Source organism: Sphingomonas aerophila (assembly GCF_014199305.1).
In the GTDB taxonomy this organism is placed as follows: domain Bacteria; phylum Pseudomonadota; class Alphaproteobacteria; order Sphingomonadales; family Sphingomonadaceae; genus Sphingomonas; species Sphingomonas aerophila.
On the sequence record NZ_JACIJK010000002.1, the window covers coordinates 224,442 to 250,531 of the forward strand.

The following is a 26,090-nucleotide window of genomic DNA, read 5'->3' on the forward strand; positions in this document are numbered from 1 at the left end:
AGCACGCGCGCTTGGGCGCAACTATTGATAACACGACGACGCACACGCCCGTCGTGACCCGCTTTGCCCCGTCGCCGACGGGCTTCCTGCACCTGGGCGGCGCGCGCACCGCGCTGTTCAACCTGCTGTTCGCGCGCCACCATGGCGGCAAGTTCCTGCTGCGGATCGAGGATACCGACCGGGCACGTTCCACCCAGCCGGCAATTGACGCGATCCTGTCGGGCATGCGCTGGCTCGGCCTCGAATGGGACGGCGATGTCACGTACCAGTTCGCGCGAGCCGCCCGGCATGCCGAGGTCGCCCACGCGATGGTGGAGGCCGGACACGCCTATCGCTGTTACATGACCGCCGAAGAACTCGCGCAGCTGCGCGCCGAGGCGGAGGCGGCGAAGACGCCGCTTCGCATCCGCAGTCAGTGGCGCGACTGTTCCCCCGCTGACCGCCCGGCAGACGCTCCGTTCGTGGTCCGGCTAAAGGCTCCGCGTGAGGGCGCGACGACGATCGACGACCTCGTCCAGGGATCGGTGACGGTGCAGAATGCCGAGCTGGACGATCTGGTCCTGCTCCGTTCGGACGGCACGCCGACCTATATGCTGGCCGTCGTCGTCGACGACCACGACATGGGCGTCACTCACGTCATTCGTGGCGACGACCACCTGAACAATGCCTTCCGACAGCTGCCCATTTATCGCGCAAATGGCTGGCCCGAGCCGGTCTATGCACACATTCCGCTGATCCATGGATCGGACGGCGCAAAGCTGTCCAAGCGCCATGGCGCAGTCGGGATCGAGGCCTATCGGGATGAATTGGGCATTCTCCCCGAAGCGCTCGACAATTACCTCCTGCGGCTCGGCTGGGGTCATGGCGATGACGAGATCATCAGCCGCGAAGAGGCGATCCGCTGGTTCGACCTGGCGGACGTCGGGAAGAGCCCGTCCCGCTTCGACCTGAAGAAGCTCGAGCATCTGAACGGCCATTATCTGCGCGAAGCGGGTGACCCCCGCCTGGCCAAGCTGGTGGGTGATCGGCTGGGGATGACCGATGATCCCGCGCTCAACCTTCTCCAACGCGCGATGCCGTATCTGAAGGTCCGCGCCGCCAATCTGAACGACCTGGCGACCGGGGCGGAGTTCCTGTTCGCCTCTCGTCCGCTGGTCATGGATACGGCAGCATCATTGCTGCTTACCGACGAATTATGTCGGCTGCTCGCGGCGGCGTACCGGGCGCTTGACGCGGTGCACAACTGGGATACGGAAGCGCTCGACGCCGCGGTACGGCGGGTCGCCGAAGAGCAAGGCGTGAAGCTCGGCCAGGTAGCGCAACCGCTCCGCGCGGCGCTGACCGGCCGCAAGACTTCGCCTGGCATCTTTGACGTCCTCGCCCTGCTCGGCCGGGACGAGAGCCTGGGCCGGATCGCCGACCAGATGGCGAAAGATTAGGAAGGATCACGATTATCATGAGCGATGCGGCTAAATTCAGCCTGTCCGGCAAAGACGTCGAATTCCCGGTCATGTCGGGCTCGGTCGGGCCGGACGTTGTCGATATTCGTAAGCTTTACGCGCAGACCGACGCCTTCACCTATGATCCGGGCTTCACATCAACGGCGAGCTGCCAGTCGAAGCTGACCTATATCGACGGTGACGAGGGTGTGCTGCTGCACCGGGGTTATCCGATCGGGGAACTGGCCGAACAGTCCAGCTTCATGGAAGTGGCCTACCTGCTCCTGAACGGCGAACTGCCCGGTTCGGCCGAGCTTGGGACGTTTTCGCGCACGATCACGCGGCACACCATGGTGCACGAACAGCTCGCGACTTTCTTCCGCGGCTTCCGTCGTGACGCGCACCCGATGGCGATTATGTGCGGCGTCGTCGGGGCTCTGTCGGCCTTCTACCACGACAGCACCGATATCCGTGATCCGGAACAGCGCATCATCGCGTCCCACCGTTTGATCGCGAAGATGCCGACGCTTGCCGCGATGGCCTACAAGTACAGCGTCGGGCAGCCGTTCCTGTATCCGGACAACTCCCTCAGCTACACCGGCAATTTCCTGCGCATGACCTTTGGCGTGCCGGCCGAGCCGTATGAGGTGAACCCGGCGGTTGAGAAGGCGATGGATCGCATTTTCATCCTGCATGCCGATCACGAACAGAACGCGTCAACCTCAACCGTCCGCCTCGCCGGCTCGTCGGGCGCAAACCCCTTCGCGTGCATCGCGGCGGGCATCGCCTGCCTGTGGGGCCCGGCGCATGGCGGCGCCAACGAGGCAGCGCTGAACATGCTGCGTGAGATCGGCACGCCCGAACGTATTCCGGAATTCATCGCCAGGGCCAAGGACAAGAACGATCCATTCCGCCTGATGGGCTTCGGCCATCGCGTCTACAAGAACTACGACCCGCGCGCGACGGTGATGCAGAAGACCGTGCGCGAGGTATTCGACGCGCTGAAGGTCAACGATCCGCTGTTCGAGACGGCGCTGCGGCTGGAGGAACTCGCGCTCAATGACGACTATTTCGTCGAAAAGAAGCTGTTCCCCAATGTCGACTTCTATTCGGGGGTGATCCTGTCGGCGATCGGCTTCCCGACGTCGATGTTCACCGTGCTCTTCGCGATTGCCCGTACCGTCGGCTGGGTCGCGCAGTGGAACGAGATGATCACCGACCCCGACCAGAAGATCGGTCGCCCGCGTCAGCTGTACACGGGCCCAACCCAGCGCACCTACCTTCCCGTCGAACAGCGCTGATCCACCATGCTGAGGCCGATCCTCCTGCTCCTCGGCGTCGTCCTGGCGCTGCTCGGGATGCTGTGGATCGGCCAAGGCTTGGGCTACATCCGCTGGCCCGCCTCCAGCTTCATGATCTCCCAAGCGGTATGGGTCAGCCGCGGCAGCGTTACCGCCGTGATCGGGCTGGTGCTGGTGCTGATCGCGCGCCGTCTACCGCGTCGGTAGGGCCAGCGTGAACCGCGCGCCTCTGCCGGGCGCGCTTACCAGCGTAAGGTCGCCACCCATGGCACGTGCAAGCCGCCGGGCGATGTAGAGCCCCAGACCGCTTCCACCTGGCTCCGCCGGATCGACGCGCTCGAATTTCTCGAACACCCGCTCGGCATCCTCGGCATCAATGCCCTTGCCACCGTCGATAACCGTGACGGTCCGGCGCCCCTCGGTCTCGCCGAGTTCGATCGCCACCGCAGAACCTTGCGGCGCATAGCGGATCGCGTTCCCGACCAGGTTCACCAGGATCTGCAGCACTCGCCGGAAATCGCCTCGCGCTTCTGCAGTGGCGCCGAGCGGGGGCCGCAGCACCGTGACGCCGGCGTTGTCCGCGCGGACCGACAGCAGCCCCGCAGCCCGTCGCGCGAGGTCGGCAAGGTCGATCGGCTCCACAGGCACGTCGAAGTCAGCCCGCTCGATCGCTTGAAGGTCGGCCAGGTCATCGATCAGCGACAGAAGGTGGCGGCCCGCTCCCGCGATGTCCGCCGCGTAGTCGGCATAGTCCGGGGCGATCGGGCCATCGGCCTGCCCATGGATGCTGTCCGCGTTCGCCACGATGCGCGCAAGCGGCCGGCGCAGTGCGCGGTCGAGCCCCTGCGTAAACGCCTCGCTGAGCGGCGGCGTTGCCAGCAACGCTTCTTCCACGGGGCGCGCTGTCCCGACAAAGCCAGCGAAGCTGCCGGCGGCGTCACGGCGTACGCGCGCTTCCAGGACCACTGGATTACCACCGGTCCTCACCCGCGCGCGTTGTCTCCTCAGCGCAACTCGCTGAGCCAGCGCGTCAATGAGCGGCAGTCCGCCCGCACCATCCGCCTCCAGCGTGAACAATGCAGTGACAGGCTGACCGAGCAGGTCGGACACTTCACTGCCCGACCGCGCCGCGGCACCGACGGCAAGATGCGTCAGCCTCAACGCCGCATCGCACTCCCATCGCCACCCCTCCAGCTCGACCGGATCGTCGCCGCGGGGACCGGGCCAGGGCTGTTGTGCGCGCCAGCCGCTCACAGCAAGGCGAACCTCGTCACCGATCGGCTGGGCGCGCACCCATAGTTCGACGTCAGCCTCTTCATCGGCCACCGTCACCGGCCGCGACACGACAACGCCCAGCCGCCGGGCGAGCCGCGCGATGCTGGCCAGCGGCACCACGGCCAGGGGCGTGTCCGCATTTCCGCCCGCGCGCGCATGCAGCGTCGCAAGCGCCGGGTCGGCCGCGACCAGTCGGCCAGCGGCGTTCACCGTACCCCGCGCGACGCCACTCACGCGGCTTCTCCGGTTCCAAGCGCGTCAACCGCGGCCCGGAAGTCGGGCGGCAGGCGAAGCACCGCCAGCTCCGCCCGTGCCTCTTCGGCGGAAACCGCATTGGCCGCGTCCAGCAGTGTCGGCAAATCCTGGTCGCCGCGTCGTGGATCCGCGCTCGCCAGTGCCAATGCCAGGCGAGCCATCGTCAACGGGTCGAGATCGACAGCACGAAGCAACAGCCACCATCGCTCGTCATCCGGCTCCACGGCAAGGCTGCGAACGACGTCGAATGGGACCTGTGCCGACAGGGCCAGCGCGGCGAAGACCAACGACAAGCGCCGATCACCGATCGCTTCATCCAGAAGCGCCGGCAGCTCCTGCGGGCGTGCGTCGATGGCAAAGGCCAGCCGCATCGCCTGTGCATCCGCCCGCTCGCCTTCATCATAGCCGGCAAGGATACGTCCGGCAGCCTCCACCAGCGCACGATCCGCTGATGTGTCGCCGTCGCGCAATGCGGCGGCGACGCGCCAGACCAGCTGCTGGTGCAGTTCCGCCGGCAAATCGCTGGCCGTCACGTCTCCCATGGCCAGCGCCTCACGGCGCCGGCTCTCGGCCACTAGCAATCCGCGCGCTGCGGCGGCAACGGTAGGATCGCCGACCTGGGCGAGCCTTGCGAGCAAGCTTGGCTCATCGTCATCGGCCCGCACTGGCAGCCGCTCGGCAATCAGGTCCTGACGGAGCCGCGCGAACAACTCGGCCAGCAGCGGCTCGTTTGCCAGCAGTCCGGCACGCTCGAGTCGCTGCGCGGCACTCGGCCGAGCTTGCCGTAGCCGAGCGGCCCCCGCGCGGTCGCCGCGACTGACCAGCATCCGCGATGCATCTTCACGGAGCCTTGCCTCGACCTCCCCAACCATGCCGGTCAGCAAGTGATCGAGCAACGCCCGCATCCGATCATCCAGCCTGGATGCCGTGTCGCGCCGCCAATCTGCGGCCCGCGCACGCAGCCGTGCGGCCTCGCGAGCGCCCGCCATGGCAGCGCTGCGAATCAGCAGCGTCGCGCTCTCTGGCGAGGCAGAATCGCGCGGCAAGGTTCCGGGTTGGCCCGTCATACCGACCGATCTAGCCGCCGCGTCGTTAAAACGAGGCTAAGGCTGTTCGCGCAGGTCCTCGATGGCGAGCGCCAGGGTCGCCGCCGCGTACAAGGACGCTGCTCCAATCCCCAGTTCAGCAAGACCGAGCAGGGCGGTGGGCAGGATGACGAGCAGATATGCCGGCGGGCTACCCCACCACGTGTCGCGCGGCTGCGTCATCGCGCGCTCGCCTAGCAAGGTCAGGATCGCGAGGAAGACCGCGGCCACGATCGACCCCTCATGGCCCCGTTCTCCCCACAAGGACCAGCCGAGCAGCAAGGTGCTGACCAACGGCACGGCCGTGACACCCATCCGAAGCCAGCGCGCAACACGCCGCTCGCCCCTGAGCATACCGAGCGCCACGCCGACCGATGCGAACACCGTGGCCACCATCGCCAGCATCGTACCGGCGCCACCAAAACCGCGCAGCAGAAGCGCGGCAGCGATTACCGCAAGAATGACCGTACCGCCCGCGACCGCCGTCGCGGCGATGCCCCGATCCACCAGCGGTGGAAGCGCAAGACAACCGGCCGGCGCAAAAATCCAGCGATCGATCCAGTTGCGGCGGCCGGCAAACAGCGCCGACAGCATCTGCCGCCCGCGTATGCCCAATGCCAGCTCACCGCGCGCCAGCCCGTGTCCCGCGCGTTCGCTGCCCTCCGGCAGGACCAGATGCAGGGCGCCCGCCTGCTCGGCGACGCGGACCAGCGCGGATTGCATGTTGTAGTCGCGCGGCAGGGCGGCGACCTCGACGACCCGCTGGGCCTGAAGGCGCGCGATGCCTGCCCACGCCATGTTCCCGCCCAGCCGCTCCAGATCGCCAGTGCCGTCGCCAGTCACGACCAGCAGCGCGTCGCCGCCCTCCTTCGCGAGCGCGGCCACCATCTTGTCAGTCGCCACGAGCCCATCGGCGAGCATTAGAACGCGTGAAAGCGGGTGGAGCTTTGCTGCAGCCTCACCCGCGGATCGAACCGTATCGACGGCGACGCCCAGGCGCGCGACCCGGGACAGCGCACCGAGCAAGTCAGGTGGCAGCTGATTGGCGACCACGATGATCTGCGCCGCACCTGCATTGACCAGCTGGCGTGCGTGATGCTCGATAAGGGTCGCCCCCGCAAAGGGCAGGGTGGCGATCAGCCGGTCGGGCCGATCCTCGGCCTCGTCCTGCGCGAAGATTAGGCCGGCGAGCATGGCCCGGCTGTTATCGAGAACGGGGCGTCGTGCAAGGGCGGGACGCGTGGCCTAAAGGCGGGCAATGGCACGTCGAAGGCGCAAAAGGGCCTCTGGGTCGCGCGGCGCACCCTCCCCCGCCTGCGCTGCCAATGCCATAAGGCGGACCGCGCCAAAGCTCGCCGCAAGTCCGCGCAGCCTTGCGGCAGCTGCCGTCCACGCGGCCTCGTCCTGCGCTGCTTCCATCGCCGTCAGCGCTCGACTGGCACCGTCGGTGAACGCCAGCCGCAGCTCTGCGATCAGGCCGGGCTCGTCACCAACGGCCGCAGCCAGCGCCGCATCGATCGCTCCGGGGTCATACGCCATGGCAGACGCTGTACGAAGCGACCGCTTAACAACCGGTTGCGCTATTCGCTTTGTGAACGGCCCAGACGTGGTAAATAGCTCCGCATGCACGGGGGTAAGTCAGGCATGGAGGTTTGGTCGCACGACGAGGACCTGGGAACGTGGCAGGCGCCGGCGACGGTGCCGCTCGAAGGTGAGATCATGACGTTTCCGGATGAATCCGATGATCGTGCGCGTTTGCTCGCGCCAGCAGTCGCCCTTGCCGGGACGCTGGTCTGGATCGGCGCGGCCCTCTGGCTGACCAGTTCGGAATGGGGCACCATGTCACGCCTGGCATGGGTGGAGTTCGTCGCCGCCCTCGCCGTCGTCCCCGCTTTGGTGGGCATCCTCTGGCTCCTGATCATGCGCACCAGCCGGGCCGAAGCACGCCGTTTCGGCCGGACCGCCGCCGCTATGCGCGCGGAGTCGGCGCGGCTGGAGCGTAGCGCGGCCGCGGCAGGCAGAGCGCTCGCCGACAATCGCGCCGCTCTTGCCGAACAGGTTGAACTGCTTGCGGCGACCAGCCAGGCCGCGTCCGGCCGCTTTGCGGCGCTGGGTCAGCAGCTTACTTCCGATGTCGCCCAGGTCGACGAACGCGGGCGGGCACTCGCCGCGGCCGCGTCCAGCGCCGAAGCGAGCCTCTCGACAGTGCTCACCTCCCTGCCCCGCGCACGCGCCGCAACCGAAGAAGCGATCCGGGTACTCGAACGCGCCGGCCTGTCCGCCGGCGAGCAGGCGGCGGCGCTGGAGGTGCAGGTCACGGCCTTGGCCGAGCGTGGGCGTGATGCGGACAGTGTCGTTGGCGCGGCCGCCCAGCGTCTGGCCGCTCACATCGCCCGCATGGAGGCCACCAGCGAAACGGCTGGCATGCGCCTTGAGTCCGTAACCGGCGAAATGTCGGCGCAGGTGGACTCGCTGCTCGGCCGCACGGCCGAAGCCGTCGATGAAGCCCGCAAGGGTATCGCCGCGCAGGGCGATGCGGTGCTGGCGATGATCGACGCCAGCCAAACTGCGCTGGGCCAATCCGCCCGTGAAAATGCCGACGTGCTCGCGGAGCGGATCGCCCGCGTGGAAGAACTGATCGACCGTATCGCCGCGCGCCTGGCCGCCCAGCGCGCATCGGGTGACTTGATCGTCAGCGAACTTGACCAGGGCCTGGCCGGCGTCGACCGGCGCTTGGGCCAATTGCACGAACAAGGTGTCGAGCGCTCTCAGATGCTCGCCGCTTCGATCAGCGCGCTGAGCGGCTCTGCCGACGCCATGACCGAGGCGCTGCGTACCGGCGAGGCGATGGCAACCCGTACGATCGGCACGACCGAATCGCTGCTTATCGCCCTCGACGCAGCGGCGCGGGAGATCGACGAAACACTACCGGACGCGCTCGCCCGTCTCGACCTGCGCGTTACCGCCAGCCGTCAGGTCGTTGGGCAGGCGAAGCCCGAGCTGCTCGCGCTGGTCGGCGCCGCCGAAAGCACCCACGACGCTATCGAGGCAATCGCCACCGTGGTCGGGGATCAGCGGCGTACCCTCGACACATTGTCCGCCGGCCTCGTTGAAACCCTGTCCACCGGACGCATCCGGGCCGACGAGCTTGGCCGGGTGGTCGACGAGACGATCGACCGTACTCACCGCTTCGCTGAAGAAGCCGCGCCTCGTCTTATTGAGGCGCTGCTCCGGGTGCGTGACACCGCCAGCGCCGCTGCGGACAGGGCGCGTGAGACGCTGGCCGGCGTGATTCCGGAAGCAGCAAGCGCGCTGGGGGCGGCGAGCGAAGAGGCGATGCGTCGTGCGGCCAGCGACACGGTCGAGCGGCAGGTCGCTGCCTTGGCGCAGGCAACCGACGATGCCGTCGCTGCCTCTACCCGCGCGACCGAACGGCTGGCCGCGCACGTACAGCAGATTGCCGATCAGACCGCACTGGTGGAAACCCGGCTAGAGGTGGCTCGCGAGGAGCGCGAGGATGCCGACCGCAACACGATGGCCCGGCGCGTGTCGCTGCTGATCGAGTCCCTGAACTCGTCGTCGATCGACATCACCAAGGCGTTCGCGTCGGAGGTGTCGGACAGTTCCTGGGCGGCGTACCTCAAGGGCGATCGCGGCGTGTTTACCCGCCGCGCGGTGCGCATTCTGGACGCAAGCGATGCGCGCGACGTCGGGCGTTTGTATGACGACGACGACGCCTTCCGCGAACAGGTAAACCGCTACATTCACGATTTCGAATCGATGCTGCGCGCGATCCTGGCGCAGCCGGACGGATCACCGCTCGGTGTAACGCTGCTCTCGTCCGACATGGGCAAGCTCTATGTCGCACTGGCTCAAGCGATCGAACGGCTGCGCTGATCGGCGCTGGCTTGCCTGTTGGGCGAGCCAGCAGGCCTGGCCGTCAGGGCAGGCTGGACCATGAGCGAACCCGTTTGCGCTCTACTGACAAAGGCTGCTCAGCACCGACAGCGCGTACAGATCACCCCTCTGCGACTGGAGGGTATTGATTTGCTCGATCGTGGCGGCGTTAGGCGGCCAGCACCAGACCCGGCGCGCCCCGCTTGCCAACCGGCGGAACACGGCGCCCGAGAAGCCGTACCGGAGCCCCGAAGCGCTTCGGCGTGAAGGTCAAAGGACGTTCATGTCGGTGCGGTTGGCGGGATCAAAGAAGTCGAACGCTCCCGCTTCTACCCATCCATAGCTGTAGTTGAGGACGAACAGCGCCCACAGCACGGTGGCAACGATCGTGACCCGGATGGCCAACCGCTTGAGGTTGAACTCATGCGGCGCGCTTTCGGCGGTGCCGGGAACGTGCTCGCCCCCGGCCTCGTGGGTGGTCCGCACGCCCCATGGCAGCACCAGGAACACCGAAAACGCCCAGAACAGGACGTAGATCGCGAGCATCGACGTCCAGCGCACGGCGATCAGCCTTCGATGACGAGCACGTCGACAACAGGCTTCTTGCCCGTCCAACGCGTGGCTACCCGGCGTACGGCCAAACGGACGTCCTCGCGCAGCCGGTCGCCCTGGCGCTTGCCGGACCGGACCGCCTCGCCGGCAGCCGCGGCGGCATCGGCAATGAACGCATCACGATCTTCCTCGACCGGCACGCCCTGCACCCGGACCTGCGGCTTCCCGATCAGCCGGCCTTCGCGCCCGATGGCAACCGCCACCGACACCTGACCGTTGACTGCGATGCGACGGCGCTCGTTCATCGTCGCGCCGTTGGACGGCAGGATCACGTCGCCGTCCAGAACAAGGCGACCGACCTCGGCATGGCCCTTTTTCTGTGCGGGGCCGGGCGCCAGGCGCACGATGTCGCCATCGCTTTGCACCAACGTCTGGCCAATGCCTTCGGACAGCCCAAAGCGCGCCTGCTCCATCAGGTGGCGCATTTCGCCATGCACCGGGATCAGAACCTTGGGTCGGATCCACTTGTACATCTGGGCAAGCTCTGGACGGCCGGGGTGCCCGGACACGTGCACATGGGCCTGCCGCTCGGTGATCATGATCACGCCCTTGCCGGCCAGGATGTTCTGGATACGGCCGATCGCGACTTCATTGCCTGGGATCTGCTTGGACGAGAAGATCACCGAATCGCCTGCTTCCAGGCTGATCGGGTGGGTGCCGTCCGCTACCCGCGCCAGCGCAGCGCGCGGCTCACCCTGTCCGCCAGTGGCGATAATAAGTACCTTATCGCGCGGCAACCGCATCGCCGTCTCAGGGTCGACGGTCTCGGGGAAGTCTGCCAGGTAGCCGCACTGTTTCGCAACGCGCAGGATGCGGTCGAGCGATCGTCCAGCGACGCACAGCTTGCGCCCGGTTTCCCGCGCAACTTCTCCCAACGTGTGCAGGCGGGCGGCGTTGGAGGCGAAGGTCGTGACCATCACCCGCCCCTTCGCTGCCGCAACAGCCTCGGCCAGGCCGCGGCGCACGTCCTGTTCGGACCCGGACGCTCCCGCATTGAAGACGTTGGTTGAGTCGCAGACGAGCACGTCCACGCCCTCGTCACCGATCGCGGTAAGTTGTTCGGCGGTGGCCGGATTGCCCAGGATCGGCGCGGCGTCCAGCTTCCAGTCACCCGTATGGAACACGCGCGCATCGGGCGTGTCGATCAGGAGCGCATTGGCTTCCGGGATCGAGTGCGACAGTGGCACGAACTGAAATCCGAACGGCGCCAGATCGACCCGCTCGCCCGGCTGGATCACCTTGATCTTAACCCGATCGGCGATCCGCTCCTCTTCCAGCTTGCCGCGGATCAGCCCCGCGGTGAACGGCGTCGCATACAGCGGCACGCCCAGATCCTCGGCCAGGTACGGCAACGCGCCGATGTGATCCTCGTGACCATGGGTCAGGACGATCCCGACCAGGTCGTCCAACCGGTCTTCAATGAAAGCGAGGTCGGGCAGGATCACGTCGATCCCAGGATACCCCGCATCGGCGAACGTCACGCCGCAATCCACCATCAGCCACTTGCCGCAGGTGCCATAGAGATTGACGTTCATGCCGATCTCGCCCGATCCGCCGAGCGCGACGAACAACAGTTCGTTCTTGGGAGTCATTACTTTCCTTATGTTATCGTTGAGGCGGAGTGCCGGCCGGCACCCGCGTGCTTACCGCTGAATATGGGTGCGGGCGTACAGCATCGCCAGCCCTTGAATGGTCAGGTCGGGCTCGACCACGTCGAACACGTCCGTATGTTCCTGGAACAGCGTCGCTAGTCCGCCGGTCGCAATCACCTTCGCCGGCCGCCCGATCTCAGCCTTCAACCGCGCGACCAGGCCCTCGATCATCGCGACATACCCCCAGAAGATGCCGATGTGCATCTGGTCTGCGGTGTTGCGGCCGATCACGGACCCGGCCCCTTGCGGGGCCTCGATGGCGATGCGGGGCAGCTTGGCCGCTGCCGTCACCAGCGCGTCCAGCGACAGGTTGATGCCCGGCGCGATGATTCCGCCCTTGTAGGCTCCCGAATAGTCACTGACGTCGAACGTCGTGGCCGTTCCGAAATCGATGGTGATCAGATCGCCGGGATGGAGCGCATGCACGGCAATGGTGTTGACCGCCCGGTCCGCCCCCAACTGCCCCGGTTCGTCGACGTCCAGCGCGATGCCCCATTCCACGGGTGCCCGTCCCGCGACCAGCGCTTCGGTGCCGAAATACTTGGTGCTCAGCACCTGCAGATTATGAAGCGCCCGCGGTACGACCGTCGCGATGATCACCGCCGTCACCTGCACGCGATCATGGCCCGAGAGCTGGAATAGCTGATTGAGCCACACGGCGTACTCGTCCGCCGTCCGCCGCGGATCGGTCGCGATGCGCCAGCGCCCTTGCACGGTGTCGCCGTCCATCAGAGCGAACACCACGTTGGTGTTTCCGGCATCGATCGCGAGAAGCATCGTCAGGTCGGCCTAGAGAAGGAACAGATCGGCGGCGTGAATGACACGTCGCTCTCCCGAGGCCAAGCGAAGGGTCAGGGCGCCACTCGGATCCAACCCGTCGAACAGGCCATCAACCGCTTCACCGTCCGGCAATCGCGCGGTCAGCGCCGTTCCAATCGGATGGGCACGCTTCATCCAATGCGTTCTAGTTCCCACCACCCCCTCAGCCCGCCAACGAGTGACCTCTGACATCATCAGGTCAGCTAGGGTGTCGGCGAAGACGTCAGGACTGGGCGCAGCGCAGTGGCTCGCCAGATCGGTGGCCGGGCGGTTTGGCAACTCCGGGTGATGCGCCAGGTTCACCCCAACGCCGATCACGACCGCATCCCCTGCCCGCTCCAGTAAAATGCCAGCAAGCTTGGCGCCGTCGAGAAGGAGGTCGTTGGGCCATTTCAGCTGAAACAGGGCCTCATCATCCAGCCACACCTGGACTGCTCCCCAGACCGCCAGTCCCGCAACCAGGGCAAGGCTCGCGGCGGGTGGGTCGGTCGGCCGAAGCCTGACCAACGTGCTGGCGTACAGATTGCCAGGATCGGAGGCCCAGCTACGACCCTGCCTGCCCTTGCCAGCGGTTTGCCGCCCGGCCCTGATCCAAAGCCCCTCCTCGGCACCGGCAAGCGCCAGAGCAAGGAGGTCGGCGTTGGTGGACCCGGTTTCCGCGACGAAGCGGATCACGCCGGAAATAGACGGCTCATCGGCCGAGGCTCAGGAGCGGGTTGTCAGAACAGCGACTGGGCCGCCGTCAGCGTCCAGGCCCCCAGCGGCGCCAGCAGCAGCCAGCCCAGCGGCGATACGAACGCTGCCGAAAGCGCGATCAGCCCGCCCTCGACCCGATCACCCGGTGCAAAGCTATGCGCCGGCTCGTCGAAGTACATTACCTTCACGACGCGCAGATAGTAATAAGCGCCGATCACCGATGCCGCGAAGCCGATCACGGCCAGCGGGAACAACCCGGCCTGAACCGCGGCGTCGAACACGGCCAGCTTGGCATTGAAGCCCAGCAACGGCGGGATACCGGCCAATGAGAACATGAACATCGCCATGGCCAGCGCCAGCCCAGGGCGGGTCCGCGACAGGCCGGACAGGCTAGCCATCGTTTCGAGCTGCTGACCATCCGCATCGCGCATCTGGAGCACGACCAGGAAGCTGCCCAGCGTCATCACGACATAGATGGTGAGATAGAACAGCACGGCCGACACACCTTGTGCCGTACCCGCCGCCAGCCCAACCAGCGTGAACCCGACATTGTTGATCGAGCTGTACGCAAGCAGGCGCTTGATGTTCTGCTGGCCGATGGCTCCGACCGCGCCAAGGATGATGGACGCCATACTCGCGAAAATCACGATCTGCCGCCAGTCCGCCAGCGCCGGGCCCATCGCCTCCACCGCGACACGAATGCCCATCGCCATGGCGGAAACCTTCTGCGCCGAAGCGAAGAAGGCGGTTACCGGCGTCGGGGCTCCCTCATATACGTCGGGCGTCCACATGTGGAACGGTACCGCCGCGAGCTTGAACGCGATCCCGGCAAAGATGAATACCAAGCCAAACAACAGGCCGGGTGAACGTCCGCCGGCATAGGCCTGGGCAATGTCCGCGAACAGGGTTGAGCCGGAGAAGCCGTAAACAAGGCTGATGCCGTAAAGCAGGATGCCGCTGGCCAGCGCGCCGAGCACGAAATACTTCAGCCCCGCCTCTCCGGAGCGGGAGTCCCGCCGCATGAAGCTGGCAAGGACATAGGCTGACAGGCTCTGCAGCTCTAGGCCGACATATAGCGTCAGCAGATCGCCTGCAGACACCATCATGCCCGACCCAATGGCCGACAACAGGATCAGGATCGGGTATTCGGGCCGAAGATCATCGCCCGAGGTGCGGCCGAAGAAGTCGGGCGCCATGATGATTGCGACCGCAGACGCGCCATATATCAGCACCTTGCAGAAGGCCGCGAACGCATCGGCGCGGAACAGGCCGGAGAAGGCTGAGCCGCCGTAAGAGGCGGGGCCAAGCAGCGCGATACCCGCACCGAACAGCACGAATACAGACACGATCGACACAAGCCGCGTCACCTGCTGCCCGCCCCACGCGGCGACCAGCATCAGAAGGATCGCTGCGGCCGAGAGGATCTCCTCGGGCAGCACCATCGCGAAATCGGCGGCCATGTTCATGGGTGGGTCTCAGCGTGAGCGGCGGCGGCCAGGGCCGTGGGCCTGCCGGCGGTCGGGTTGGAGTCGCTCGGCGGAGTCGCTCGCTCGATACGGGCGAGCAAACGTCCGACATCCTGACGCATGGGAGCGAGGAAGCTTTCAGGGTACACGCCCATCCACAGCACCACGGCCGCAATCGGCGCGAGGAGCCACAGTTCCCGCGAGGTCAGATCGGGCATGGCACGCACCTCTTCCGACTTGATCTCGCCATAAGCGACGCGACGGTAAAGGTAGAGGGCATAGGCCGCACCCAGGATGATGCCGGTCGTGCAGACCAGCGCGGCCCAGGTGGACACACGATAGGTTCCCATCAGGCTCAGGAACTCGCCGACAAAGCCACTGGTCCCGGGCAGGCCGATAGACGCCATGGTGAACAGCAGGAAGAACACGGCATATCGCGGCATGTTGATGCTGAGCCCGCCGTAGCGCGCGATCTCGCGGGTATGCAGCCGATCGTAGATCACGCCGACGCACAGGAACAACGCACCAGATACCAGGCCGTGGCTCAGCATCACGATCATCGCGCCTTCAATGCCCTGCCGATTGAACGCGAACAGGCCGATGGTGACAATCGCCATGTGCGCGACCGACGAATAAGCGATCAGCTTCTTCATGTCGGACTGTACCAACGCGACCAGGCTCGTGTAGACGACCGCGATCGCCGACAGCAGCAGGATCAGCCATGTGAGCTGGCTCGATGCCTCCGGGAACATCGGCAGGCTGAAGCGCAGGAAGCCATAGCCACCAAGCTTCAACAGGACGCCTGCCAGGATCACAGAACCAGCCGTCGGCGCCTGCACGTGCGCGTCCGGAAGCCAGGTGTGGACCGGCCACATCGGCATCTTGACCGCAAACGACGCGAAGAAGGCGAGCCATAGCCAGGTCTGGACGTGCGCCGGGAAGTCATACGCCATCAGGGTGGGGATGTATGTCGTGCCCGCCGCCTGGCTCATATACAGCATAGCGACCAGCATCAGGACGGATCCGAGCAGCGTGTACAGGAAGAACTTGTACGACGCGTAGATCCGGTTCGCCCCGCCCCAGATGCCGATGATCAGATACATCGGGATCAGGCCGGCTTCAAAGAACACGTAGAACAGCAGCAGGTCCTGGGCCGCAAACGTGCCGATCATCAGCACCTCGGTGAACAGGAATGCCGCCATATACTCGGGCACCCGCTCGGTGACGGACTTCCAGCTCGCCCCAATGCAAATCGGCATCAGGAAGACGCTGAGCATGATCAGCATCAGCGCGAAACCATCGATGCCAAGTGCCCAGGCGAAGCGCCCGAAGATCGGCGCACTCTCGACGAACTGCCACTGCGCCCCGCCGATGTCGAAGCTCGACCACAGGACGATGCCCAGCGCGAAGTCGATCAGCGTAGCGGCAAGCGCGACGACCCGCGCCGCCTCCGCTCGCAGGAACAGGCAAGCGATAGCCGCCACGGCGGGCACCGCGAGCATGACGGACAGGATGGGAAACCCTTGCATCAGCCGATCACCCTGCAATGACCCAGGTGACCGCGGCGGTCAGACCGATCAACATGACGAATGCATAGGTATAAAGATATCCTGACTGGAGCCGTGCCGCTGCCCGGCTGCCGACGCCGACCATGAAGGCCGAGCCGTTCGGGCCAAAGCGATCAATCGTCTTCTCGTCGCCGCGGTGCCACAGCAACCGCCCAAGCGCGAAAGCGGGCCGGACAAAGAGGAAGTGGTAGAGTTCGTCGAAATACCACTTGTTGAGCAGCCACTTGTACAGCAGCGGCAACGAGTTCGCGACGGCGGCCGGCGTCTCCGGCTTACGGATGTACGCGTACCAGGCGGACACGAGCCCCAGCAGCATGGCGATCGTGGCCGACAACTTCACCAGAGTTGGCACCTCGTGCATCGAATGCATCAGGTGCTCACGGAAGGCGATTACCCCCTTCCAGTATCGCTCACCCGCATCGGGCTCGATGAAATAGCCATGGAAGGCAAAGCCAGCCGCGACCGCACCGACCGACAAGGCGATCAGCGGAATCAGCATGGATATCGGGCTCTCATGCGGATGATAGCCGCCGGTGCCCGCCGGCAGGTCCTGCTGCGAAGGTCCATGCTGCGAGGGGGACGCACCTGAGTCCTCCGCTGCGGCAACGTTCGCGTGGTGCTCGTCATGAGCTGCGCCATGAGCATGAGCAGGGGCGTGATCATGCCCGGCATCGTCATGCCCATGGCCACCATGAGCATGAAGCGCATGCTGAATGTGCTCGGACGCGGCCCAGCGCGGCTTGCCCCAGAAGGTCAGGAACATGAGCCGCCACGAGTAGAAGCTCGTCAGCAGCGCAACCAGCACACCCACGAACCACGTGCCCTGCTCGCCCGCGGCCCACGCAGCCTCGATGATCGCGTCCTTGGAATGGAAACCGGCGAAACCGATCCCGAGCGGATTGCCGAACACTGCCGGCAGGCCGACGCCCGTGATCGCCAGCGTGCCGAGCAGCATCGCCCAGAACGTCACTGGAATGCTGCGGCGCAGCCCACCGTAATAGCGCATGTCCTGCTCATGGTGCATCGAGTGGATGACCGAACCCGCACCCAGGAACAGCAGTGCCTTGAAGAAGGCATGCGTGAACAGGTGGAACATCGCCGCGCCGTACGCGCCAACGCCGGCTGCGAAGAACATGTAGCCGAGCTGCGAACAGGTCGAATAGGCGATCACGCGCTTGATGTCCGTCTGCACCAGCCCGCACGTGGCCGCGAACAGACAGGTCGCGGCACCCACGAAGCGGACTACCTCGAGAGCGGTCGGGCTCACTTCGAACATTGGCGACAGGCGGCACACCATGAACACGCCCGCGGTCACCATGGTGGCTGCATGGATCAGCGCCGATACCGGGGTTGGGCCCTCCATCGCGTCCGGCAACCAGGTATGAAGGCCAAGCTGAGCGGACTTGCCCATCGCGCCCACGAACAGCAGCAAGCACAAAACGGTCATCGTGTCAGCGCGCAGGCCCAGGAAGCCGATCGTCGAACCCGCCATCGACGGCGCCATCCGCAGGATCTCCGGGATCGAGACGGTGCCGAACACCAGCACGGTGCCGAATATGCCGAGCATGAAGCCAAGGTCGCCGACGCGGTTGACCACGAACGCCTTGATCGCCGCCGCGTTTGCGCTCGGCTTGCGGAACCAGAAGCCGATCAGCAGGTAGCTGGCTAAGCCAACGCCTTCCCAGCCGAAGAACATCTGGACCAACGAATCCGCCGTCACCAGCATCAGCATGGCGAAGGTGAACAGCGACAAGTACGCGAAGAACCGCGGCTGATCCGGGTCTTCGTCCATATAGCCCCAGCTATACAGGTGGACGAGCGCCGACACGCTGGTGATCACCACCAGCATGACGGCGGTCAGGGCGTCCACGCGCAGCGCCCAGCCGACCTGAACGTCGCCCGAGTTGATCCACTCCAGCACCGGCGTCACCGACGCGGTGTTGGCGCCGGTGAGGAAGCCGATGAAGATCGGCCAGGACAGCGCACACGAGGCGAACAGCGCGCCGGTGGTCACGACCTTGGCCGGCACGAAACCGATCGCCTTGTTGCCCAGCCCGGCGACAAGCGCGGCGATGAGCGGCAGGAATACAATTAGCAGGATCGACGTCACCGACTGATCACCCCTTCATCCGGTTGACGTCATCCACCGCAATCGTGCCGCGGCCACGGAAATAGATCACCAGGATCGCAAGCCCGATCGCCGCTTCGCCGGCCGCGACCGTCAGCACGAACATCGCGAAGACCTGTCCGACAAGGTCGTGCAGGAATCCCGCAAAGGCGACCAGGTTCAGGTTCACAGCAAGCAGGATCAGCTCGATCGCCATCAGGATGACGATGAGGTTCTTCCTGTTCAGGAAGATGCCGAGCACCCCCATGGTGAACAGGATGGCCGCAACGACCAGATAGTGGGTCAACCCGATCACAGCTGCACCCCCTGCCCGACCGTCGGCTGCGTGTTGCGCGTCGCATCTTCAGGCCGGCGAGCGTTCTGCCGGGAGATGTTCTGGTAACGCGTGCCGCCCCGCTCGCGATGGGTAAGCACGATCGCCCCGATCATCGCGACCAGCAGGACCAGGCCCGCCGCCTCGAAGATGAAGATGTATCGGGTGTAGAGCAGTTGGCCGATCGCGTTGATGTTCGGGACCGCGTTGTTGATCGGCGCCACTCGCTGGGCGAGTTGAAGGCTGCCGGTTCCAACCGCCCCATAGGCGTAGAACACGATCTCCGCGAACAGCGCCGCTGCGATCAACAGGCCGAAGCCGAAGTAGCGCGCGACGCCGGCCCGCACCTCCGCGACCTCGATGTCCAGCATCATGACCACGAACAGGAACAGCACAGCGACCGCGCCGACATAGACGATGACCAGCAGCATCGCGATGAACTCGGCACCGACGAGCACCATCAGCCCCGCCCCGTTGAAGAAGGCGAGAATGAGCCACATCACCGAATGAACGGGATTGCGCGACGAGATCGTCAGCGCCGCCGATATAACGACGACAGCCGCGAACAGATAAAAGGCGATGGCCTGGATCAAGACCGGTCCCTGTTTCTTCCCCCAGCCGAAGCCGGAGCCAGCCCTAGAACACCCCGGCAACAACGCCGGGGCAACTCAGATTGCGCGGCCCTACCGGTACGGCGCATCCACGGCAAGGTTCTGCGCGAGCACCGCTTCCCACCGGTCGCCGTTATCGAGCAGCTTCTGCTTGTTGTAGATCAGCTCTTCGCGCGTTTCGGTGGCGAACTCGTAATTCGGGCCCTCCACGATCGCGTCCACCGGGCAGGCTTCCTGACACAGGCCGCAATAGATGCACTTGGTCATGTCGATGTCATAGCGCGTCGTGCGACGGCTCCCATCGTCCCGGGGTTCGGCTTCGATGGTGATCGCCTGCGCCGGACACACCGCCTCGCACAGCTTGCACGCGATGCAACGCTCTTCCCCGTTGGGGTAGCGACGCAAAGCATGCTCGCCCCGGAAACGCGGGCTCACCGCATTCTTTTCATAAGGGTAGTTGAGCGTCGCCTTGGGCTTGAAGAAATACTTCAACGTGAGGGCGTGCGCCTTCACGAACTCCCAAAGCGTGAACGACTTGACGAGCTGAGCTACCGTCACGATCCAAATCCCAATAACCGGTCGATAGCGACGACCGTCAAACCCAGAATGGCGCCGCTGAGCGCCCGACGCTTGACGGTGTCGGGGTCAAGCCCCGCGCGCGCCATCAAGGCATCGATACGTCCGATCATGACCGCACGGCCGGCGCGCTCGCCGCAGCAACCGTTGGTGCCGCCACAGGCCCACCGGTACCGACCCGCATGAACATGAGCACGCCCGAGATCATGAAGACCCAGAACAGTGACAGCGGCAGGAACACCTTCCATCCCAGCCGCATCAGCTGGTCATAGCGATACCTCGGCACCGTCGCCTTGACCCAGCTGAACACGAAGAAGCCGAACAGCATCTTGAGGAACAGCCAGATAAAGCCTGGCACGATGTAGAAGATCGGCAGATCGACCGGCGGCAGCCATCCGCCCCAGAACAGGGTGGCGGTCAGCGTGCACATCAGGATCACGTTCGCGTACTCGCCAAGCCAGAACAGCGCGAATGACATCGAGCTGTATTCGGTTTGATAACCCGCGACGAGTTCCGATTCTGCTTCGGTCAGGTCGAACGGCGCTCGCCCCGTTTCCGCCATCGCGGAGATCAGGAACACGATCGACATCGGGAACAGCAGCGGGTTGAACCCATGCCCGTTGAGGATGCCGTAATAGCCGCGCTGGCTTTCGACGATCTGCGACAGGTTGAAGCTGCCCGACCAGAGTACCACCGTGATCAGCACGAAACCGACCGAGACTTCATAGCTGACCATCTGCGCGGCCGCACGCAGCGCCGAGTAGAAGGGATATTTAGAGTTCGAGGCCCAGCCCGACAGGATGATGCCATACACGCCGAGCGAGGAAGCCGCGAGGACGTACAGCAACCCGACGTTGATGTCGGCCAGCACTGCGCCCGGCGAGAACGGGATCACCGCCCACACGATCAGCGCAACGGTAAAGGTAATGATCGGCGCCAGCAGGAACAGTCCACGGTTCGCCGCGGACGGGATGATCGTTTCCTGAAGAAAGACCTTCAACCCGTCGGCGAAGCTCTGCAACAGGCCAAACGGACCGACCACGTTGGGACCACGGCGCAGCGCCATCGCCGCCCAGATCTTGCGGTCGGCATAGATGATCATGGCCACCGCCAGCATCAGTGGCAGCGCGATCAGCAGGATGCCCGCGATGGTCGCGATGAACCACGCCCAGCCATAGGGCAGGCCGACCGTCGTGTTGAAGAAGTTCGTCACTCGGCCGCCTCCGCGAAGCTTTCGCCATGCACCAGTTCGGCCGAACAACGCTGCATCGTCGGACTCGCCCGGCAGATCGCGTTGGTCAGGTAGAAATCCTGGATGGGGTAGCCCTCAATCCGCCCGGTCGCAGTGGTGCCCAGCGACGGCGGGCTCCACTCGTAATTTGCCAGACCAGGGTGGCGGAGCGCCGGCACGGCCGCGTACATTTCTTCACGCAGGGCGGGCAGGCTGTCGAACGGCAGGGTTGCGCCCATCGCGTCGGACAGCGCGCGGAAGACCGCCCAATCCTCTCGCGCGTCGCCCGGCGGGAACACCGCGCGCTCGCCCCGCTGCACCCGACCTTCCAAGTTCACGTATGTGCCCGGCTTCTCGGCATAGGTGGCGCCCGGAAGTACCACATCCGCGTGGTGGGCGCCGCGGTCGCCATGGTGGCCGACATAAACCTTGAACCCGTCGAAGCGGGTATAATCAACTTCGTCGGCACCAAGGAAGAAGGTCAGCCGCGCATCGTGCAGGTCGGCAATGCCGCCCTTGGAAGCATAGCCCAGCATCAGCCCGCCCATGCGGCTGGCGGCGAGGTGGATGACGTTGAAGCCGTTCCAGTCAGGCTTCACCAACCCGAGCGTGTCGACCAGCCCCAGCGCCGCCCCGTGTGCGCCCGCCAGCGCCGCCGGCCCGACGATCACCATCGGCCGCTCGGCACCGTCGAACGCCTGCAGCACTGCCTGCGGCAGATCGGACAGGACGCCCAAATCGTCACCTAGCCATTCGACTTTGTAGGTCAGCTCGGTTTCCGGGCCGATGGCGAACACCTTGGCGCCACGCTTGATCGCCTTGCGGATGCGCGTGTTCACCAGCGGCGCTTCCCATCGCAGGTTGGTACCGACCAGCAGGATCGCATCTGCGCGTTCGGTGCCGGCAATCGTCGAATTGAACGCCACCGCGCCAAGGCTCGACGTGTCATAGTCCATGCCGGTCTGACGGCCTTCGAGCCGCGACCCGCCCAGCGCCGTCACCAGCGTCTTGGCAGCAAACATCGTCTCGCAATCGACCAGGTCGCCGGCTACCGCCGCAACCGATCCGCCATGTTCCACCGCGGCAATAGCCGCGAACGCCTCGTTCCAACTGACGGGCACCAGCTTGCCGTCCTTGCGCACGAACGGGCGATCGAGGCGCCTGCGCACAAGGCCGTCGACCGCATAGCGCGTCTTGTCGTGCGCCCACTCCTCGTTCACGTCCTCGTTGACCCGCGGCAGGGCGCGCAGCACCTGGCGCCCGCGGCTGTCGAGCCGGATGTTAGTCCCGAGCGCATCGTGGACGTCGATCGTCAGCGTCTTCTTCAGCTCCCACGGCCGGTACTCATAGGCGTAGGGCTTATGGGTAAGGGCGCCGACCGGGCACAGGTCAACCGTGTTGCCGGACAGCTCGCTCTGCACCGCCTCTTCGAGGTAGGAGGTGATCTGCATGTTCTCGCCGCGATAGATCGCGCCGATCTCTTCAACACCCGCAACCTCTTCGGCGAAGCGGACACAGCGGGTGCACTGGATGCAGCGGGTCATGATCGTCTTGACGATCGGGCCCATATACTTCTCGGTGACCGCGCGCTTGTTCTCGGCGAAGCGGCTCTGCCCGCGGCCATAAGCCACCGACTGGTCCTGCAAGTCGCATTCGCCGCCCTGGTCGCAGATTGGGCAATCCAGCGGATGATTGATCAGCAGGAACTCCATGATGCCCTCACGGGCATGCTTCACCATCGGCGTGGTGGTGAACACTTCCTGGTTGTCCGCGGCCGGCAGCGCGCACGAGGCCTGCGGCTTGGGCGGCCCAGGCTTCACCTCGACCAGACACATGCGGCAGTTGCCTGCGATGGACAGCCGCTCGTGGTAGCAGAAACGAGGGATTTCCTTGCCCGCGGCCTCACAGGCCTGGAGCACGGTCGCGCCCTGCGGCACCTCGACCTCGATCCCGTCAACCTTCAACTTAGGCATTATTCTGCCGCTTCCTGCATGGGGGCCAGATCGCCCCCGCGTTCCCTGATCCGCCGCTCCAGCTCGGGCCGGAAATGCTTGATGAGGCCCTGGATCGGCCAAGCCGCCGCGTCGCCCAACGCGCAGATCGAATGGCCCTCGACCTGCTTGGTGACCTGCTGCAGCATGTCGATCTCGCCGATGTCGGCCTCGCCCGTGCGAAGACGCTCCATGACCCGCCACATCCAGCCGGTGCCTTCGCGGCACGGTGTGCACTGGCCGCAGCTCTCATGCTTGTAGAAGTAGGAGATGCGGCTGATCGCGCGAACGACGTCCGTGGACTTGTCCATCACGATGATGGCAGCCGTCCCCAGGCCCGAACCGACGGCCTTCAGTCCGTCAAAGTCCATGGCGCAGTCCATGATCTGCGCTGCCGGCACCAGCGGCACCGACGAACCGCCCGGGATCACGGCCAGCAGGTTGTCCCAGCCACCCCGAATGCCGCCGCAATGCGTCTCGATCAACTCGCGAAAGCTGATGCTCATCGCCTCTTCGACGACGCACGGCTTGTTCACATGGCCGCTGATCTGGAACAGCTTGGTGCCCTTGTTGTTCTCCGCGCCAAAGCTGGAGAACCATTCGGCGCCGCGCCGCAGGATCGTGGGGGCAACCGCGATCGACTCGACATTGTTGACCGTGGTGGGGCAGCCATACAGGCCCGCGCCCGCCGGGAAGGGGGGCTTCAGCCGTGGCTGGCCCTTCTTGCCCTCGAGACTCTCGAGCATCGCGGTTTCTTCGCCGCAGATGTACGCGCCAGCGCCGCGGTGCACGAACACGTCGAAGTCGTAGCCCGACCCGCAAGCGTTCTTGCCGACCAATCCGGCTTCGTACGCCTCGGCCACCGCCGCAAACAGGGTTTCGGCCTCGCGGATATATTCGCCGCGAATGTAGATATAGGCCGCGCGCGCCCGCATCGCGAAGCCCGCCACCAGCGCGCCCTCGATCAGCTTGTGCGGATCATGCCGGATGATCTCGCGATCCTTGCACGAACCCGGCTCTGACTCGTCGGCGTTGATGACCAGGAAGTTGGGCCGGTCCGCCTTGGGTTCCTTGGGCATGAAGCCCCATTTGGTGCCGGTCGGGAACCCTGCCCCGCCGCGCCCGCGCAACCCCGACGCCTTGACCACGTCGATGATCTTGTCCTGGCCGAGTTCCAGCAGCGCCTTGGTGTTGTCCCAGTCGCCGCGCGCACGCGCCGCCTGCAGGGTCCATGGCTGGAACCCGTAGACGTTGGTGAAGATGCGATCTTTATCAGCCAGCATGGGCCGTGTTCCATTCACCCCGATAGTCGTGGTTCTCGTTCACCATGGCCGTCAGCGACGTCGGCCCGCCGGCAGGCTCACTCGACCGGCGGCCGGTCTGTGACCCCGCCTTGGGCGTCTCGCCACGCGCGAGCGTTTCCAGGACGCGCGTGGTCGAATCGTAATCGAGATCCTCGAAGTTATCATCGTTGATCTGCATCATCGGCGCGTTCGAGCAGTTGCCCATGCACTCGACCTCGGTCAGCGTGAACAAGCCGTCGGGCGTGGTGCGCCCCTTGGACAAGCCGTGGTTCTTGCACGCCGCGAAGACGTCATCGGACCCGGCGAGCACACACGGCGTCGTGCCGCATACCTGGACGTGATAGCGGCCGACCGGCGCCAGATTGAACATCGTGTAGAAAGTGGCGACCTCGTACACGCGCATATACGGCACGCCGATCTGGCGCGCGACGAACTCGATCACCGGCACGGGCAGCCAGCCCTGCGTCTTGGTTTCGGCGCCCACCTGCCGCTGGGCAAGATCGAGCAACGGGATCGACGCGGACTGCTGCCGGCCCGCAGGGTAACGGCCCAGGATCTCGGCCGCCTTGCGCTGGCTATCTTCGCTCCAGGCGAAGGCGCCCCAGCGCGCACGGACTTCCGCTTCGTCCGGGATGGCCGGTGCGTCAGCCATCAGCGGTCACACTCCCCGAACACAATATCCATCGCTCCCAGAATAGCGGTCGTATCCGCGAGCATGTGCCCCCGGCTCATGAAATCCATCGCCTGCAGGTGGCTAAAGGCGGTCGGTCGGATCTTGCACCGGTACGGCTTGTTGGTCCCGTCCGCCACCAGGTACACCCCGAACTCGCCCTTGGGGCTTTCGGTCGCGACATATACCTCGCCTTCCGGCACGTGGAAGCCTTCCGTGTAGAGCTTGAAGTGATGGATCAGTGCTTCCATCGACTGCTTCATCTCCGCCCGCTTCGGCGGCACCACCTTGCGGTCCAGGCTCGCGATCGGGCCTTCCGGCATGTCACGCAGGCACTGCTTCATGATCCGCACCGACTGGCGGACCTCTTCCACGCGCACCATGAAGCGGTCGTAGCAGTCGCCCCGCGTGCCCACCGGCACGTCGAAGTCCATGCGATCGTACACGTCATAAGGCTGCGACTTGCGGATATCCCAGGGGATGCCCGCAGCCCGGATCATCGGGCCCGAGAAGCCCCAGGCAATGGCGTCGTCACGGCTGACGGTCGCGATGTCGACGTTGCGCTGCTTAAAGATGCGGTTGTCCGCAACCAGGCTGATCGCATCCTCGAACAAGCGGGGCACGCGCGTGTCGAGCCAGTCGGCGATGTCGGTCAGCAGCTTCAACGGAACGTCCTGGTGGACGCCGCCCGGACGGAAGTAGTTCGCATGCATACGCGCGCCGGAAATACGCTCGTAGAAGTTGAACGTGTCCTCCCGCAGCTCGAATAGCCACAGGTTGGGCGTCATCGCGCCCACGTCCATGACGTGACTGCCGAGGTTCAGCAGGTGGTTCATGATGCGCGTCAACTCGGCGCAAAACACCCGCAGATACTGCGCACGGATCGGCACTTCGAGGTCGAGCAGCTTCTCGACCGCCAGCACCCAGCTATGCTCCATGCACATCGGCGAGCAGTAATCCAGGCGGTCGAAGTACGGCAGCGCCTGGATGTACGTCTTTGCCTCGATCAGCTTTTCGGTGCCGCGGTGCAACAGGCCGACATGCGGATCGATGCGCTCGATCAGCTCACCGTCCAGCTCCATCACCAGACGCAACACGCCGTGCGCTGCCGGGTGCTGCGGGCCGAAATTGATCGTATAATTCTCGATGGTGACGTCGCCCGTTGCCGGGTCCGCCGCACTGGTGTGCGACAGCATCTTGT

The 26,090-nt window shown here is 65.2% G+C and carries 24 protein-coding genes; 4 read left to right on the top strand and 20 right to left on the bottom strand.

Annotated features, from left to right (window positions below; translation table 11 throughout):
- The first annotated feature begins 11 nt into the window (after positions 1–11).
- The 3 genes from gltX to FHS94_RS03825 are packed head-to-tail and all read left to right on the top strand — an operon-like array spanning position 12 to position 2,947.
- Entirely contained in the window at positions 12–1,439 is a 1,428-nt protein-coding gene (gene gltX, locus FHS94_RS03815; protein ID WP_184054839.1) for a glutamate--tRNA ligase, read from the top strand.
- A gap of 17 nt (positions 1,440–1,456) precedes the next feature.
- Complete coding sequence (locus FHS94_RS03820) at positions 1,457–2,740, top strand: citrate synthase (RefSeq protein ID WP_184054842.1); 1,284 nt, start codon at positions 1,457–1,459, stop codon at positions 2,738–2,740.
- A gap of 6 nt (positions 2,741–2,746) precedes the next feature.
- Positions 2,747–2,947 (top strand): hypothetical protein, encoded by a 201-nt coding sequence (locus tag FHS94_RS03825; protein ID WP_184054844.1) that lies wholly within the window; start codon positions 2,747–2,749, stop codon positions 2,945–2,947.
- Here the strand turns inward: FHS94_RS03825 and FHS94_RS03830 are convergent.
- Genes FHS94_RS03830 through FHS94_RS03845 form a run of 4 tightly spaced genes read right to left on the bottom strand, consistent with a single transcriptional unit; the run spans position 2,933 to position 6,894 of the window.
- Complete coding sequence (locus FHS94_RS03830) at positions 2,933–4,249, bottom strand: ATP-binding protein (RefSeq protein ID WP_184054846.1); 1,317 nt, start codon at positions 4,247–4,249, stop codon at positions 2,933–2,935. The genes FHS94_RS03825 and FHS94_RS03830 overlap by 15 nt on opposite strands.
- A complete protein-coding gene (locus tag FHS94_RS03835; RefSeq protein WP_221234526.1) occupies positions 4,246–5,316 on the bottom strand; it encodes a DUF2336 domain-containing protein in 1,071 nt (356 codons plus the stop codon). Before FHS94_RS03835 ends, FHS94_RS03830 begins: the two co-directional genes overlap by 4 nt.
- A 57-nt stretch (positions 5,317–5,373) precedes the next feature.
- Positions 5,374–6,549 (bottom strand): hypothetical protein, encoded by a 1,176-nt coding sequence (locus FHS94_RS03840; RefSeq protein WP_184054850.1) that lies wholly within the window; start codon positions 6,547–6,549, stop codon positions 5,374–5,376.
- 51 nt (positions 6,550–6,600) lie between these two features.
- Positions 6,601–6,894: an Hpt domain-containing protein gene (locus tag FHS94_RS03845; RefSeq protein ID WP_184054852.1), complete on the bottom strand. Its 294-nt coding sequence runs from the start codon at positions 6,892–6,894 to the stop codon at positions 6,601–6,603.
- 105 nt (positions 6,895–6,999) lie between these two features.
- On the opposite strand from FHS94_RS03845, the gene FHS94_RS03850 reads away from it, so the two are divergent.
- Positions 7,000–9,252: a coiled-coil domain-containing protein gene (locus tag FHS94_RS03850; protein ID WP_221234527.1), complete on the top strand. Its 2,253-nt coding sequence runs from the start codon at positions 7,000–7,002 to the stop codon at positions 9,250–9,252.
- Positions 9,253–9,522: 270 nt separating this feature from the next.
- Here the strand turns inward: FHS94_RS03850 and FHS94_RS03855 are convergent, their stop codons facing one another.
- From FHS94_RS03855 to FHS94_RS03925, 16 genes are all read right to left on the bottom strand, one after another.
- The gene (locus FHS94_RS03855) at positions 9,523–9,813 is read right to left on the bottom strand and encodes a DUF1467 family protein (RefSeq protein WP_184054856.1); all 291 of its coding nucleotides are present in this window, start codon (positions 9,811–9,813) and stop codon (positions 9,523–9,525) included.
- Between the two features lie 5 nt (positions 9,814–9,818).
- Positions 9,819–11,456 carry a ribonuclease J gene (locus tag FHS94_RS03860; RefSeq protein ID WP_184054858.1) on the bottom strand — a complete coding sequence of 546 codons (1,638 nt, stop codon included), beginning with the start codon at positions 11,454–11,456 and terminating at the stop codon, positions 9,819–9,821.
- A gap of 51 nt (positions 11,457–11,507) precedes the next feature.
- The gene (locus FHS94_RS03865) at positions 11,508–12,293 is read right to left on the bottom strand and encodes a type III pantothenate kinase (RefSeq protein ID WP_184054859.1); all 786 of its coding nucleotides are present in this window, start codon (positions 12,291–12,293) and stop codon (positions 11,508–11,510) included.
- A 12-nt stretch (positions 12,294–12,305) separates the two neighbouring features.
- Positions 12,306–13,010: a biotin--[acetyl-CoA-carboxylase] ligase gene (locus FHS94_RS03870; RefSeq protein ID WP_184054861.1), complete on the bottom strand. Its 705-nt coding sequence runs from the start codon at positions 13,008–13,010 to the stop codon at positions 12,306–12,308.
- A gap of 44 nt (positions 13,011–13,054) precedes the next feature.
- The gene (gene nuoN / locus FHS94_RS03875) at positions 13,055–14,497 is read right to left on the bottom strand and encodes an NADH-quinone oxidoreductase subunit NuoN (RefSeq protein ID WP_184054863.1); all 1,443 of its coding nucleotides are present in this window, start codon (positions 14,495–14,497) and stop codon (positions 13,055–13,057) included.
- Complete coding sequence (locus FHS94_RS03880) at positions 14,494–16,026, bottom strand: NADH-quinone oxidoreductase subunit M (RefSeq protein ID WP_184054865.1); 1,533 nt, start codon at positions 16,024–16,026, stop codon at positions 14,494–14,496. Before FHS94_RS03880 ends, nuoN begins: the two co-directional genes overlap by 4 nt.
- 7 nt (positions 16,027–16,033) lie before the next feature.
- Positions 16,034–18,175 carry an NADH-quinone oxidoreductase subunit L gene (nuoL, locus tag FHS94_RS03885; RefSeq protein WP_184054867.1) on the bottom strand — a complete coding sequence of 714 codons (2,142 nt, stop codon included), beginning with the start codon at positions 18,173–18,175 and terminating at the stop codon, positions 16,034–16,036.
- A 7-nt stretch (positions 18,176–18,182) separates the two neighbouring features.
- Positions 18,183–18,488: an NADH-quinone oxidoreductase subunit NuoK gene (gene nuoK / locus FHS94_RS03890; protein WP_184054869.1), complete on the bottom strand. Its 306-nt coding sequence runs from the start codon at positions 18,486–18,488 to the stop codon at positions 18,183–18,185.
- Positions 18,485–19,099: an NADH-quinone oxidoreductase subunit J gene (locus FHS94_RS03895; protein ID WP_184054871.1), complete on the bottom strand. Its 615-nt coding sequence runs from the start codon at positions 19,097–19,099 to the stop codon at positions 18,485–18,487. Before FHS94_RS03895 ends, nuoK begins: the two co-directional genes overlap by 4 nt.
- A gap of 90 nt (positions 19,100–19,189) precedes the next feature.
- Positions 19,190–19,675, bottom strand: coding sequence for an NADH-quinone oxidoreductase subunit NuoI (gene nuoI, locus FHS94_RS03900; RefSeq protein ID WP_184054874.1), 486 nt, complete (start codon positions 19,673–19,675; stop codon positions 19,190–19,192).
- On the bottom strand, positions 19,672–19,806 hold the full coding sequence (locus FHS94_RS19600) for a hypothetical protein (RefSeq protein WP_281396830.1): 135 nt from the start codon (positions 19,804–19,806) through the stop codon (positions 19,672–19,674). Before FHS94_RS19600 ends, nuoI begins: the two co-directional genes overlap by 4 nt.
- Entirely contained in the window at positions 19,803–20,906 is a 1,104-nt protein-coding gene (nuoH, locus tag FHS94_RS03905; RefSeq protein ID WP_184054876.1) for an NADH-quinone oxidoreductase subunit NuoH, read from the bottom strand. The genes FHS94_RS19600 and nuoH overlap by 4 nt, the downstream gene beginning before the upstream one ends.
- Positions 20,903–22,897: an NADH-quinone oxidoreductase subunit NuoG gene (gene nuoG / locus FHS94_RS03910; RefSeq protein ID WP_184054878.1), complete on the bottom strand. Its 1,995-nt coding sequence runs from the start codon at positions 22,895–22,897 to the stop codon at positions 20,903–20,905. Before nuoG ends, nuoH begins: the two co-directional genes overlap by 4 nt.
- Complete coding sequence (nuoF, locus tag FHS94_RS03915; protein WP_184054880.1) at positions 22,897–24,198, bottom strand: NADH-quinone oxidoreductase subunit NuoF; 1,302 nt, start codon at positions 24,196–24,198, stop codon at positions 22,897–22,899. Before nuoF ends, nuoG begins: the two co-directional genes overlap by 1 nt.
- Positions 24,188–24,871, bottom strand: coding sequence for a complex I 24 kDa subunit family protein (locus tag FHS94_RS03920; RefSeq protein ID WP_184054882.1), 684 nt, complete (start codon positions 24,869–24,871; stop codon positions 24,188–24,190). The genes nuoF and FHS94_RS03920 overlap by 11 nt, the downstream gene beginning before the upstream one ends.
- Complete coding sequence (locus FHS94_RS03925; protein ID WP_184055280.1) at positions 24,871–26,085, bottom strand: NADH-quinone oxidoreductase subunit D; 1,215 nt, start codon at positions 26,083–26,085, stop codon at positions 24,871–24,873. The genes FHS94_RS03920 and FHS94_RS03925 overlap by 1 nt, the downstream gene beginning before the upstream one ends.
- Positions 26,086–26,090: the final 5 nt, after the last annotated feature.